This window comes from Halobacillus sp. H74 (assembly GCF_052246715.1).
Lineage (GTDB): Bacteria > Bacillota > Bacilli > Bacillales > Halobacillaceae > Halobacillus > Halobacillus litoralis_A.
Map to the genome: position 1 here is coordinate 123,601 of NZ_JBQQCI010000004.1, position 13,513 is coordinate 137,113.

At 43.9% G+C, this 13,513-nt stretch carries 11 protein-coding genes; all 11 read left to right on the forward strand.

Annotated features, from left to right (window positions below):
- The first annotated feature begins 114 nt into the window (after nucleotides 1-114).
- The 11 genes from ACTWPX_RS09945 (at nucleotide 115) to ACTWPX_RS09995 (ending at nucleotide 13,502) form a co-directional block, all read left to right on the forward strand.
- Nucleotides 115-1,812, forward strand: coding sequence for a sigma 54-interacting transcriptional regulator (locus tag ACTWPX_RS09945; protein WP_443119625.1), 1,698 nt, complete (start codon nucleotides 115-117; stop codon nucleotides 1,810-1,812).
- Nucleotides 1,809-2,741: a ketopantoate reductase family protein gene (locus ACTWPX_RS09950; protein ID WP_443119626.1), complete on the forward strand. Its 933-nt coding sequence runs from the start codon at nucleotides 1,809-1,811 to the stop codon at nucleotides 2,739-2,741. Before ACTWPX_RS09945 ends, ACTWPX_RS09950 begins: the two co-directional genes overlap by 4 nt.
- Before the next feature lie 265 nt (nucleotides 2,742-3,006).
- Nucleotides 3,007-4,155, forward strand: coding sequence for an acyl-CoA dehydrogenase family protein (locus ACTWPX_RS09955; protein ID WP_443119627.1), 1,149 nt, complete (start codon nucleotides 3,007-3,009; stop codon nucleotides 4,153-4,155).
- A 48-nt stretch (nucleotides 4,156-4,203) separates the two neighbouring features.
- Nucleotides 4,204-6,168 (forward strand): TRAP transporter permease, encoded by a 1,965-nt coding sequence (locus ACTWPX_RS09960; protein WP_443119628.1) that lies wholly within the window; start codon nucleotides 4,204-4,206, stop codon nucleotides 6,166-6,168.
- 22 nt (nucleotides 6,169-6,190) lie between these two features.
- Nucleotides 6,191-7,201, forward strand: a complete 1,011-nt coding sequence (locus ACTWPX_RS09965) for a TAXI family TRAP transporter solute-binding subunit (protein ID WP_443119629.1) — start codon at nucleotides 6,191-6,193, stop codon at nucleotides 7,199-7,201.
- Between the two features lie 34 nt (nucleotides 7,202-7,235).
- Complete coding sequence (locus tag ACTWPX_RS09970) at nucleotides 7,236-8,873, forward strand: long-chain-fatty-acid--CoA ligase (RefSeq protein WP_443119630.1); 1,638 nt, start codon at nucleotides 7,236-7,238, stop codon at nucleotides 8,871-8,873.
- Complete coding sequence (locus tag ACTWPX_RS09975; RefSeq protein WP_443119631.1) at nucleotides 8,854-9,717, forward strand: 3-hydroxyacyl-CoA dehydrogenase family protein; 864 nt, start codon at nucleotides 8,854-8,856, stop codon at nucleotides 9,715-9,717. Before ACTWPX_RS09970 ends, ACTWPX_RS09975 begins: the two co-directional genes overlap by 20 nt.
- A 14-nt stretch (nucleotides 9,718-9,731) precedes the next feature.
- Nucleotides 9,732-10,487 carry an electron transfer flavoprotein subunit beta/FixA family protein gene (locus tag ACTWPX_RS09980; RefSeq protein ID WP_443119632.1) on the forward strand — a complete coding sequence of 252 codons (756 nt, stop codon included), beginning with the start codon at nucleotides 9,732-9,734 and terminating at the stop codon, nucleotides 10,485-10,487.
- Nucleotides 10,488-10,499: 12 nt separating this feature from the next.
- Nucleotides 10,500-11,480 (forward strand): electron transfer flavoprotein subunit alpha/FixB family protein, encoded by a 981-nt coding sequence (locus ACTWPX_RS09985; RefSeq protein WP_443119633.1) that lies wholly within the window; start codon nucleotides 10,500-10,502, stop codon nucleotides 11,478-11,480.
- Between the two features lie 6 nt (nucleotides 11,481-11,486).
- On the forward strand, nucleotides 11,487-12,332 hold the full coding sequence (locus ACTWPX_RS09990; RefSeq protein WP_443119987.1) for a 3-hydroxyacyl-CoA dehydrogenase family protein: 846 nt from the start codon (nucleotides 11,487-11,489) through the stop codon (nucleotides 12,330-12,332).
- Between the two features lie 18 nt (nucleotides 12,333-12,350).
- Nucleotides 12,351-13,502, forward strand: coding sequence for an acyl-CoA dehydrogenase family protein (locus tag ACTWPX_RS09995; protein ID WP_443119634.1), 1,152 nt, complete (start codon nucleotides 12,351-12,353; stop codon nucleotides 13,500-13,502).
- The last annotated feature ends 11 nt before the right edge of the window (nucleotides 13,503-13,513 follow it).

Below are 13,513 nucleotides of genomic sequence, written 5' to 3' on the forward strand. Positions count from 1 at the left end.
TCCATCATTTTCCGTCAACATCGGTGAACTTTATGGAACAGATCTGATAATGGCGAAAACCTGAAAGTCAATCACAAGATTAAAATGACCCAATAATAATGAGGTGGTGAAATCGTGGTACTGATCGACCTTGTTGAACATATTCCCCTCCCAGCTATCATCCTTGATCAAGAAGGGAAGATTCTTTCCTTTAATGAACAAATGGAGACGAACATAGAACCCGCATTGGTCAAGGGGATGAGTATTAAAGAAACCTTTCCAACCTGGGATGTAAAGCCGACCTCTAAATTGATTTTGGCTGAAGATGGGAAAAAGAGATATGTATTCATAAAAAGTTCCACCTATGAGGATCAAACCCACTTGTTTGTAGGGACAGAAACATCTGAATTATCAGCTTTAAAGAATGAAAATGAGGATTTAAAAAGACTGACCCGTGAGCTGGATGCGATTATTGAGAACTCTTATGACGGCATCTATATCACCGATCATAAAGGGGTCACCTGGAAAACCAATTCAGCGATAGAGAGGATTACAGGGATTCCGAAAGAGTATTATATAGGAAAAAACGTCGATGCCCTGATCAAAAGGGGGATTCTGAAAAATTCTGTTACCCACCGAGTCGTCAAGCAGCGCCGGATTGTTTCTCTCGTACAAGAAAACTATGAGGGAAAAGAAACATTGATTACAGGAACACCTGTAATCAATGAAGCTGGAGAAGTTGAGAAAGTCGTCACCAATATCAGAGATCTATCAGACTTGAACGAACTCCAAACGAAGTTGAGCAGAATGAATCAGTTGAATGACAAGTACAAAAAAGAACTGGACCTCTTAAAAAATAGATCGTCCCGGTTAGAAGGGCTTGTCATCCAAAGTGAACCAATGAAGAGAATTTATGATACAGCGGAAAGAATTGCTCATGTCAACGCAACCGTTTTGATCTTAGGTGAGACAGGGGTAGGGAAAGACATTCTCGCCAAACATATTTTCAAGGAAAGTGCACGTTCCAGTGAAGGAGAATTTATAAAAATCAATTGTGGGGCGATCCCAGCGGATTTACTGGAGTCTGAACTTTTCGGTTATGAACATGGAGCCTTTACAGGGGCAAGTCAAAAAGGAAAGCCTGGTATGTTCGAGATGGCTGATAAAGGTGTTCTCTTTTTAGATGAAATAGCAGAATTGCCTCTCTTATTGCAAGTAAAGCTTTTAAGAGTGCTGCAAGAAAACGAAATCCAGAGGATCGGTGGCACAAAGCCCAGAAAAGTCGATGTCCGTATTGTTGCGGCAACCAATCGGGATTTGAAGGAGATGGTGGAGCAGGGAGAGTTCAGGGAAGATCTATTCTATCGACTGAATGTTCTTCCGATATCAATTCCCTCTTTGAAAAATCGTCGGGATGATATCCTTCCATTAATTGAGATGTTTTTGAAGCAGGCCAACAAAAAATATGAAATGAGTAAGCGAATCGATTCAAAACTGAATGACTTCTTTTTTTCCTATAGATGGCCAGGGAATATAAGAGAAATATCTAATTTAATTGAGCGACTCGTTGTGACCACTCCGGAGGATACCATTCAAATGGAGAACCTTCCTCCGGAGTATCAAGATACGACGGAAGCAGCTAACATGCCATCTTCCATTCTTCCTTTAAAAGAAGCAGCAGAGTTAGCGGAAGAAAATGTATTGAAGCTAGCTGTAGAAAAGTATACAAATACGTATGACATTGCCAAGGCGTTAGAGACGAGTCAACCGACTGTTGTAAGAAAGCTTAAGAAGTATCATTTAAGGATTCCAAGAGGGAGCGTGATCGATTGAACATAGGTGTAGCTGGAGCAGGAGCAGTGGGATGTTACTTTGGAGGGAGACTGTATGAAGCTGGACATGAGGTGATGTTTTTAGCCAGAGGAGAACATTTGAATGCCATGAAACAGCAGGGTTTAGTGATTCAAGAAGAAGGCCGGCAGTTGTTAGTTGATGGCATCTTTACTGATAACGTGAGTGCCTTAGCAGATGTTGATCTTGTGCTCTTCTGTGTAAAATCGAACGATACAAAAGAAATGGCTGAACAATTGAAGGCTGTTCTCAAGGAAAAGGCGCTTGTTATGACGATGCAGAACGGCGTAGAAAATGAAGAAATTTTGAAAGACGTCTTTGGTGTTGATCGGGTATTATCGGCTGTTACTTATATTCAAGCAGCCGTCGAAGCGCCTGGGAAGGTCCGTCAACAAGGGAGAGTGAAGCTGGTTATTGGAGAACTGGCCCCTTCGACAGACATTAAAAGTGGAGTTGTTTCGCTTTTACAAGAAGCGGGTGTGGACACCGTCCCATCAGGAAATATTTTATCGAAAAAATGGAACAAACTAATGTGGAATGCTACCTTCAACCCGCTGTCAGCGCTTTCTGGAGCGCGGGTAGGCGAAATCTTAGATGATGATCACCTGAGGAAAACGGCGGAAACGATTTGTAGAGAGGTCATTGATGTAGCTATACAAAAAGGGTTACCCGTTAATGCCGAAGCAACTGTCTCCCAAATTTTCTCTCGTGCTGAAATTGCCAGAAAACACCGGACGTCCATGCTGCAAGACCGCCTTCGAGGAAAACGGATGGAAGTCGAAGCCATGTGTGGATATATCACAAAGCAGGGAGAGCTTTATGGAATCCAAACTCCTGCCACTCATTCGGTCTACAGTGCCTTGAATTTTGTGAACCAGCAACAGGGGCGGACATCCCAGTTAAAAGCGTGATTCACTTTTGAATCTTCCATTTCAAAAATGAATCACGCGTTATGCATCTATTCATCCACTTGTGATTCATTTTTAAATCATAAGTGGATGAATGCTGAGGGAACTAGAAAAACTTCCCCCTTCTTTATAAAAATATAAAAAATATTTTTCAAGTATAGTCTGCATTTGCAGGCTTTTTTTATGGTTTATTTTAAAAGTTAGATGAAGTTGGCATGAAAATTGCTTGTTATTAAGGTGAAGGCCAAAAAATGAAAGGATGTTACAAATGACGGCAACGATTACAGATGAAATAGAACAAATGAAAATGATGATCAGTAGTTTCGTGGAAAATGAAGTGGAACCATACGCACAGCAAATTGAAGATGAGGATGCCATTCCTGCTCATTTGGTAGAAAAAGCGAAGGAACTCGGATTGTTCGGTATGAGTATTCCAGAGGAGTATGGGGGGATCGGGCTCAATGCTGTCGGAAAAGCGATTGTCCTGGAGCAGTTGGGAAGGACCCATAACGGATTCGTTTCCCTTATCAGTGCCCATACAGGAATCGGCAGTACCGGGTTGGTCAAGCTGGCGTCAGAACCACTAAAGCAGAAATATTTACCTGCAATGGCAACGGGAGAGAAGATCGCCGCATTCGCTTTATCTGAACCGGAAGCAGGATCTGATGCAACCAATCTTGCTACACATGCAGAGAAAAGAGGGGAGCATTGGGTGGTGAATGGAACCAAGCACTTCATCACGAATGCTCCTGTGGCCGATGTGTTCACAGTCTTCGCATTGACGGATAGAGAAAAGGGAGCCAAAGGGGGCATCACAGCCTTTTTAATTGAGAAAGATTTCCCCGGGCTAATTGTAGGAAAGAAAGATAAAAAAATGGGATTAAGAGGGTCCTATACAGCTCAAGTCATTTTCGAAGACTGTATCGTACCTGAGGAAAATGTCATAGGTGAAGTAGGAATGGGATACATCAATGCTTTGAGAATCTTAGGTGAAGGACGCATCGGCCTTGCAGCTAGAGCGGTGGGGTCCTGTGACAAGCTGATCGAACTTTCGGCCAGCTATGCAAAGGAACGAGTGCAGTTCGGTAAGCCGATTGCTGACAACCAGGCGATCCAATGGATGTTAGCTGACATGGCAACAGAAACGGAAGCAGCAAGAACATTGACGATGATGGCAGCAGAAAAGGTGGATGAAGGTAAAAAAGTAATCAAGGAAGCTTCGATGGCGAAGCTGTTCGCGTCTGAAGTCTTCAATAAGGTTGCTGATAAGGCCGTTCAAATTCATGGCGGCATCGGTTATATAAGTGAATATCCGGTAGAACGTTTTTACAGAGATGCTCGAATTACGAAAATCTATGAGGGAACAAATGAGATTCAACGCCTGTTAGTTGCCAGAAAAGTGTTGGATGAAAATTAAACGCCTGATTGTAAGCGTTAACAATGATTGGCTTGGAGGTGAACGGAAATGAGTATTGACGTTACGGACGTTAAGAAATTGGACACGACCATTAAGGAAAAGCCTGCACATATAGAAACGCTCTGGCATGAGAGGAAAGAAAAATGGAATGGACCGCGCTTGTTCATCCTGGTCATCAGCCTGCTTGCCATCGGATTATCTATCTTTCACGTGTACACAGCGGGATTCGGTACGTTGCCATCGTGGCAGCAACGGAGTGTCCACGTCCTGTGGGCTTTGCTGCTGATTTTCTTGTTGTTCCCTTTTAAAAAGGGGAAAAAATTCGGCTTTATGGATGTACTGATTGTATTGCTCACTTTGGTGACGGCTTATTACATGATTACAGGTGCCGAGATGATTCAGAGCCGACAAGGAAATATAAACAATGGCGATGTTGTGTTTGGAACGATTTTCATTGCCCTTGTTTTAGAAGCGACAAGGAGGACGAATGGCATACTTATGTCCTTGATCGGGGTGTTTTTTTTAGCCTACATCTTCTTAGGAAGGTACTTCCCTGGAGCGTTGGCGCATCCTGGTGTCAGGTATGAAAAGATGGTCGACCATATGTTCAATGGTACTTTGGGGGTATTCAGTGCCCCGATCTACGTCAGTTCAACGGTGTTGATCCTGTTTGTGATTTTCGGATCGTTTTTGATGAAGTCTGGGGGAGGGCAATTTTTCACAGATTTCGCTTTCGGTCTATTTGGAAATAAGACAGGTGGGCCTGCATTGTCCGCTGTAGGTTCAAGTGCACTTGTAGCGACCATCACCGGAAATGGGGCTGCGAATGCCGCCATCACCGGATCATTTACTATCCCTCTGATGAAAAAGTTAGGGTATAGTAAAAGGTTTTCGGCTGCTGTAGAAGCTGTGGCCTCTCAGGGGGGGCAAATTATGCCGCCCATTATGGGAGCATCGGTTTTCATCATGGCAGAGACCATCGGAATTCCCTATATCCAACTTGCTCTTTTTGCGATAATTCCAGCGTTTATCTATTTCTTCATTGCTGGCATGGTCGTTTACTATCATGCCAAGCGTCTGGAAATGGCGGGGATTCCTAAAGAGCAACTTCCGAATTTAAAAATGGTATTACTGAAGCAAAGCTATCTGTTTTTGCCGATATTACTGATCATCGGTTTGATGATTTATGGTTACAGCCCTATGAAATCCGGTTTCTATGCGATTATTGCGACGGTGGTTCTAAGCTGGATCCGAAAAGCGACAAGAATGAGTATGTTGGATATTTTAGCTGCTTTGGAACATGGGGCCAGGAATGCGTTAGTCGTGATTGCTGCATGTGCCACCGCAGGTATCATCGTTGGCGCTGTTTCCTTAACAGGTCTAGGCATAACTTTTTCGCGATTTGTCATTGATGTGGCCGGCGGTTCACTAATACTGCTGTTAGTCCTCGTTGCTGGTGCTTCCATTATCATGGGGATGGGGATGCCGACGGTTTCTGCTTATGTGATCCTTGCCGTTTTGGGTGCGCCTGCCTTGATTGATCTTGGCGTTAACGTTGTAGCCGCCCACATGTTCGTTTTTTACTTTGGTGTCCTGTCTGGGTTGACACCTCCTGTTGCCATCACTGCTTATACGACAGCGGGAATCGCTGGTTCAAATCCTACGAAAACCGCCCTGTATGCGATGAAAATAGGACTTGGCGGATTTTTCATCCCGTTCCTTTTTGTCTATAATCCAGAATTGCTTCTTCAAGGAGGGGATACGACTCAGATTGTCATAGCTGTATCCAGTGCCTTATTGAGCTGTTTGTTCTTTGCTGGTGCATTAGAAAATTATTTGCTTGGTCCTTTAGGTGTGTTAAAGAGGCTGATGCTATTCGCAAGTGCCATATTGTTGGTCATGCCGGGTCTAGTAGGTGACTTGACCGGACTCGCTCTTGTCATTTTCTTGATCTTATGGCAGAAAAAATCTTCACCTTATGTGTCGCAAAACTCTAATCAAATGAGTGGATAATCCCAAGAAAGGTGGATATTAAATGAAAAAAACAATGGTTTTTTTGTTGACTGTTTTGTCTTGTCTATTCCTTTTGGCCGCATGCAGTGATAGTGATGCAACCTCAGGATCAAGTGACAAACCGTCAGCACCCGAAAAGTTCCTGAAACTCGGCAGTGGTCCGATGGGTTCAGGTTGGTACCCGATTACTACAGTTATGTTGGATGTATATATGGATGGGTTTTCAGGACTGAATGTTTCACAAGTTGAAGGGGGCTCGACAGCTAACTTAAAATCTCTGGAAGTTGGGGATATTCAGATGGGGCTGAATTACACTTCTGATTTCACCTCAGCTATCGATGGAGGGGAAGGTTTTGATAAGCCGCTAAGTGAGATTTCCTCTATCGGGGCTTTATATCCCGTTTATCAAACAATCGCAACGACGACGGATCATGAAGACATCAATTCTGTAGAAGACATTGTCGACAAACATATTTTCCTTGGTCCTAAAGGGGGAGGTGGCCCAGTAGCATTTTGGAACATGATGGCAGAGTATGGAATCGATGAATCGACGATCGAAGAAGCAGGTGGGGAAATTTCTTACGGAAACTATTCCGACGGTGCTTCTATGTTAAAGGATAACAATGTGGATGTTTTTGTGGGAGGCGGAGCGCCCTTCATTCCTGCTCTACAAGAGATTGAAATCACTAAACCCATCAAAGTCATACCTATCGAGGAAGACAAGCTGAAGAGCATCGAGGAGAAGAAAATCGGTATTGCTTCAGGGGAGATCCCTGCAGACACTTATAAAGATTTGGACAAGGCGATTCCTACCTACACAATGGTGACAATGTTGACAGCACGAAGTGATATTGAAGAAGAGTACGCCTATAACTTGACCAAATTGTTCTGGGAGAATATCCCCGAATTTGAAAGTCAAATACCTGAGAGAGCGAAGCACTTTACTGTAGAAACAGCTTTGGATGGAATCGACCCAGAAACTCTGCACCCAGGAGCGAAAAAATACTATGAGGAAGTCGGAGCTTTAGAATAGGGAACCCACACTATAGCCTGAGGGAGGAGTCGGATTGAATCAATTAGTAAATCGTAAATGGTATGAATTTTATCCACCTGAAATGAAAAAAGGGATCTCGTATCCTGAAGTTCCGTTGTATAAATTGTTGGAGCATACTGCAGCACAGTATGAGAATCGGGCGGCTCTCATTTATGCAGAGGGGACCATTACCTATGGCGAATTAATAAGGAAGGTGGATCAGCTTGCCGGTGCCTGGGATGATCGTGGGTTGCTAAAAGGGGAGCGGATTGGTTTGATGGTCTCGAACCATCCTGACTATATTATCGCCTACTATGCAGCACAGAGGCTCGGTTTGATTGTCGTCCAAATCAACCCACGATATACAGCAAGGGAATTATTGCAGATCGTTGATGATGCGGACATGAGATTTTTAGTCGTTGAGGAGGAACAACTTTCAACCGTAGAGCAAGTGAAGGATATTTGCGATTTGAGTCAAGTTTTTGTGGCCAATGGAGGTGACAGTGATTCACGCTCGCTCACTCATCTCATCCATCAGGCCCTTCCATTGGAAAAGGAAATCCCTATTTCTGTAAAAGAGGATGTAGCTGTGATCCAATATACAGGCGGGACAACAGGAAAAATGAAAGGAGCTATGCTCACCCACTTCAATCTTGTGGCGAATGTCGTTCAAAGTCATGCTATGTACGGGGAGAAGATGGAGAAGGGAAAAGAAGTGGTTCTGACCGCTACCCCTCTGTACCATGTTTATGCCATGACAAGCGCAATGAATCTAGGAATCTATACAGGTGCTTCCATTCTATTAATTCGTAAATTCATGGTAGAAGATGTCCTTGATAAGATTAAAAGATATCAGCCGACTTTTTTCCCAGGAGTTCCGGGGATGTATAACGCTTTCGTAAATCATCCCCACGTAGAAGCTTATGGGCTGGATTGTCTGAAATTTTGTTCAAGTGGCTCAGCCCCTTTGCCTGTAGACATCATTAAACGATTCGAAAATTTGACGGGGGCTGTCATAGGTGAAGGGTTCGGATTGACAGAAGCCTCTCCTTCTACACATAGAAACCCTACGTTTGGTGTAAGAAAAGTGGGGAGTATCGGAATCCCTCTTCCGGGCACAGACAGCAAAGTTGTCAACGAAGAGAATCAGCAGCTTCCTGAAAACAGCGTAGGGGAGTTGGTCATCAAAGGTCCACAAGTGATGAAAGGATACTGGAAGAATGAGGATGGAACGAGTCATGTGTTAAGGAATGGCTGGTTGTACACTGGAGACCTGGCCATGACTGATGAAGATGGCTATTTCTATATCGTAGGGCGAAAGAAAGAGATGATTATCAATGGTGGCTTCAACATTTATCCGCAGGAAATTGAAAGCGTTTTATATGAACATCCGGACGTTAAAGAGTCTGCAGTGGTCGGAATTCCTAACCATGAAAAAGGAGAAATCGTCAAAGCTTATGTCGTTGCGAAAGAAGGGCACACCATCGATTTGGAGGAATTGAAAGGGCATTGTTACCGCAATTTAACGCGTTATAAGGTTCCGAAGAAATTTGAAATCACGAGAGAACTGCCAAGAAATACAGTCGGAAAACTTTTGAAGCGGAAGCTTATAGAATCGGAAAAACAAAAAATCAAAAAGGAGGATCACACACATGGAATCCAATCCCATTAAAAAAGTAGCTGTCATTGGCGCGGGAGCCATGGGTGCACAAATAGCCATGATTTGTGCACTAGAAGGCTATCCAGTATTTCTGAACGACTTAGATGAAGCGCGTTTAAAACAAGCACGGGAAGAATTGGAACAAAGGATGAAACGGAGCATCGAAAAGCAACGATTGACAGAACAGCAAGTGGCGGAAGCTTTTGGACGATTGGAAATGGGGACGGCCCTTACGTCTGTCAGCAATGCCGACCTAGTGATAGAAGCTGTTGTAGAGAAGCTTGACGTCAAGAGGAAGTTGTTCAAGAAGCTTGATGAACTTACTCCTCCCCATACCATTCTCGCTACAAACAGCTCGACCATTGTCAGCTCTAAAATAGCCGACGCAACAAATCGCCAGGAAAAAGTTTGTAATCTCCACTTTTTTAATCCGCCGCTGGTCATGGAGCTTGTGGAAGTGGTGAAAGGGCCGCATACCTCAGAGGAAACAGCACAACAAGCTTTTAATTTTATCGAAGGAATCAACAAAACACCAGTCATGCTGAAAAAAGAGATTTCTGGTTTTATTGCCAATCGTATTCTCGGGAAGTTGATGGATGAAGCTGTCTTTTTACTCGAAAATGATTATGCCACACACGAAGAAATCGATACCGTCTGCACGAAAGCGCTGAACCATCCCATCGGCCCTTTTTCTTTAATGGACTTGACTGGTCTTGATGTGAACTATTTCGTCAGGATGCAACGTTACGAGGAATCCGGGGATGAAGCAGATCGACCGGCGAAGATCGTGGAAGAAAAAGTGGATAAAGGCGAGTTGGGACGGAAAACAGGAAAAGGTTTTTATCAATATAGCTGAACAGGGGGAGCCCTATGAAAATCTATGTCCTCATAAAACGTATATTGAATCCAGAAGAAAACTTTCTCATTGAGGATGGGAAGGTCGATGAGAACCATGTCTCGTATATGCTAAATCCTTATGATATACACGCCATTGAAGAAGGGATTCGATTAAAAGAGAAATACGGTGGAGAGGTCACTGCTATAAGTGTGGATAGCAAGGAAGTGAGCCATCCATTACAAACTGCGTTAGCCATGGGGGCAGACCGAGCGGTATGGATCGATTCAGGTAAAGGAAGCGGGGATGCATCCACAACCGCTCAAGCACTTGCGGATTTTTTCAAAGACGAAGAAGCGGATGTGATCCTTGCTGGCCCTGTAGCTATCGACGAAGGATCAGGTCAAGTAGGTCCTAGACTTGCCGAACTGTTGGAAGTCCCTGCTGTCACGAATGTCACTAAACTGAAAATGTCTGGAGAGAGTGCGATCCTGGAGCGTGATGTCGAAGGAGATAAGGAGAAGGTGATATCGTCCCTTCCTTTTCTTATGACTACGCAAGAACGATTGAACTCCCCCCGTTTTATTCCTGTGACCGGGCTCAAGAATGCTGAAAAGATACTGATTGAAAAACGGCAGTGGATAAATGGTGAAAATGTTAGGGCGAAAACAGAAACGGTTGACCTCCTTCCCAGCTCAAAGAAAAGAGGAAAACGGATTGAAGGAGATGTCCATCAGCAAGTAGGAGAGTTAATGACCATTCTTAGGCAAGAAGCGAAAATATTCCATTAAGGGAGTGGCTGAATGGTGAATAGAGACGTGTTAGTTCTTGGGGAAATAAAGTCGGGAAACCTGAAGGCCGTATCATTTGAGGCGATTGCTGCAGCGAAAGAAATAGCTGGTAATGGTGAAGTTGCAGCTGTACTCATAGGGAAAGAAGTACAGGGGTATTCCCAAGAGATGATCGCATTCGGAGCCGACCGGGTCATAGAAGTGGAGCATGAAAATCTCAGAAATGCTACGTCAGATGGGTATGCTCAGGCTCTTTTTAAAGTCATTGATGAAGAGCAGCCAGACGGTCTGGTATTTGCCCATACCGATATTGGTAAGGACCTTGCGCCAAGAGTTGCAAGCAGGATGGAAGCCGGCCTGGTCTCTGATGTAACAGACATTTCCAGGAAAAAGGAAGGAATTGTTTTTACTCGGCCGCTCTTTTCCGGGAAAGCATTTGAGAAGAAGGTGGTTACAGAAGGCTTGATGCTGGCGACTATACGTCCGAATAATATTCCTCCTCTTGAAAGGAATTCATCTCGGGGAGGGGCGGTCGAATCGGTTGATATTGAGGTTGAGAATTTGCGGACGATGATCCAGGAAGTCATTCACAACAAAAGTGAGGGCATTGATTTATCAGAAGCGAAAATCATTGTTGCCGGCGGTCGAGGAGTGAAAAATGCTGAGGGATTCGTTCTGCTTGAAGACTTAGCTGAAGTTCTCGGTGGAAGGGTCGGTGCTTCCAGGGGGGCCTGTGATGCTGGTTTTTGTGATTATTCATTGCAAATTGGCCAGACAGGAAAAGTCGTCACCCCTGACATCTATATTGCGTGTGGTATCTCTGGGGCTATCCAGCACTTAGCTGGGATGTCCAATTCGAAAATCATCATAGCCATAAATAAAGATCCAGAGGCAAATATTTTCAATATAGCAGACTATGGGATTGTAGGTGATTTATTCGAAATCGTTCCGGCTTTAGTAGAAGAAGTGAAGCAAATGAAGGTTGGTGTGTAATCAATGATTCAACATGTGAGTGTAATAGGTGCAGGAACGATGGGAAGAGGTATAGGTCTTGTATGCGCGTTATCTGGCTTATCTGTATCCATCCAAGACAAATATGAAAAAGGAATCGAAGACTGTAAGACCTATATAGAAAAGCAGATTAAAAGAAGTGTAGAAAGAGGAAAAATATCGAGTCAGGAAGCTGCCGAAAAGATAGAAAACATCGACTATCATCAGGTGATTGAAAAAGCTGTATCCCATTCAGATCTGATCATTGAAGCGGTCCCTGAAAATATGGATCTGAAAATAGAGATTTTCAAGGAGATCGATCGGTACGCTCCTCAACATTCGATTCTCGCAACAAATACCTCGACGATGAGCCCGACCGAAATCTCAGCACAGACGGGGCGGCCAGAGAGATGTATCGCACTTCATTTTTTCAATCCAGTTCCTAAGATGAAATTGATTGAAGTCATATGCGGGTTAGAAACTTCTGATGAAACAGTTGATCTATCCTTTCAATTTGGTGAACTCATCGGAAAAGAGTGTGTAAAAATCAATGAATTCCCTGGCTTTGCTGTCAGTCGAATGAATTGTCTGATTGGAAATGAAGCCATGAACATGGTGATGGAGGGTGTCGGCTCAGTAGAAGACATTGATAAAGCTATGAACCTGGGATTGAATCACCCGATGGGTCCTTTAGAACTAGCCGATTTGGTCGGTTTAGATACACGGTTGAAGAACATGGAATACCTCCATCGAACCTTAGGAGAAAAATATCGCCCTTGCCCGATTTTAACCAAGTATGTGAAGGCAGGGCACTTAGGTAAGAAAACAGGCAGAGGTTTTTATTACTACACTTAGAATGAAGGAGCGATAAGCATGGATTTTACACTAGATGAAGAGATTCAGTTCCTGAAAGAGAATGTCCGCAACTTTGTTCAGACAGAAGTAGAAGCTGTAGCGATGGAAATTGAGAAAGAAGACCAAATCCCCGAACGAATCATAGAAATGTCAAAGGAAATGGGGCTTTTTGGATTGAGTATCCCTGAAGAATATGGCGGTTTGGGGATCGGTATGGTTGGCAAATGTGCGTTATATGAAGAAATAGGTGCCACCCATAATGGCTTTACAACGTTGATCGGTGCCCATACAGGAATTGGGACGGTCGGAATTGTAGAACTCGGAAATGAGGAGCAAAAACAAAAATATTTACCTGCCTTAGCAAGTGGCGATTCGATAGGAGCTTTCGCCCTTACAGAGCCTAGTGCTGGATCAAACGCCACCAATTTGAAGACGACAGCTGTGAAAAAAGGGGATAAATATATCCTCAATGGAACAAAGCATTACATTACAAATGCAACGGAAGCGGATGTTTTCACTGTTATGGCTGTCACGGATGCAAGTAAAGGTGCAAAAGGGATCACTTCCTTTATAGTAGAGAAAAACTTCCCTGGATTCCAAGTCGGTGCGCTTGAGCCGAAGATGGGGTTACACGGCTCCCATTCAGCTGAAATCATCTTAGAGGATTGTGAAGTCCCAGAGGAAAATGTACTTGGAGAAGAAGGGCAAGGCTATGTAAATGCTTTGAAAATACTGGCAAATGGCAGAGCCGGACTAGCTGCAAGGAACTTGGGATCCTGTCAGAAACTGCTCGACCTATCAATAAAGTACACCCAGGAGCGGGAGCAATTCGGTGTCCCAATCATCGATCATCAGGCTGTCGCGCATATGGTGGCAGAAATGGCGGTTGAAACAGAAGCCCTTCGCTCTTTCACATACAGGGTCGCTTGGATGGTCGACCAAGGGCAAAAAGTGATCAAGGAGGCTGCGATGCTGAAGCTTTATGGATCAGAAGTCTATAATCGTGTGGCAGATAAAGCGGTCCAAGTCCATGGTGGAATCGGCTACATTTCTGACTATCCAATTGAACGTTTCTTCCGCGACGCTCGGATTACGAGAATCTATGAAGGCACTTCAGAAATACAGAAAAATATCATATCCGGTCAGTTGAAAAAAGAATATGCTTTATAAGGAGGATGTAA

Bases quoted from the DNA above. Each gene is read 5' to 3' on its own strand.
- ACTWPX_RS09955 (WP_443119627.1), top strand. From the start codon at position 3,007: ATGACGGCAACGATTACAGATGAAATAGAACAAATGAAAATGATGATC.
- ACTWPX_RS09960 (WP_443119628.1), top strand. From the start codon at position 4,204: ATGAGTATTGACGTTACGGACGTTAAGAAATTGGACACGACCATTAAG.
- ACTWPX_RS09965 (WP_443119629.1), top strand. From the start codon at position 6,191: ATGAAAAAAACAATGGTTTTTTTGTTGACTGTTTTGTCTTGTCTATTC.
- ACTWPX_RS09975 (WP_443119631.1), top strand. From the start codon at position 8,854: ATGGAATCCAATCCCATTAAAAAAGTAGCTGTCATTGGCGCGGGAGCC.
- ACTWPX_RS09980 (WP_443119632.1), top strand. From the start codon at position 9,732: ATGAAAATCTATGTCCTCATAAAACGTATATTGAATCCAGAAGAAAAC.
- ACTWPX_RS09985 (WP_443119633.1), top strand. From the start codon at position 10,500: ATGGTGAATAGAGACGTGTTAGTTCTTGGGGAAATAAAGTCGGGAAAC.
- ACTWPX_RS09995 (WP_443119634.1), top strand. From the start codon at position 12,351: ATGGATTTTACACTAGATGAAGAGATTCAGTTCCTGAAAGAGAATGTC.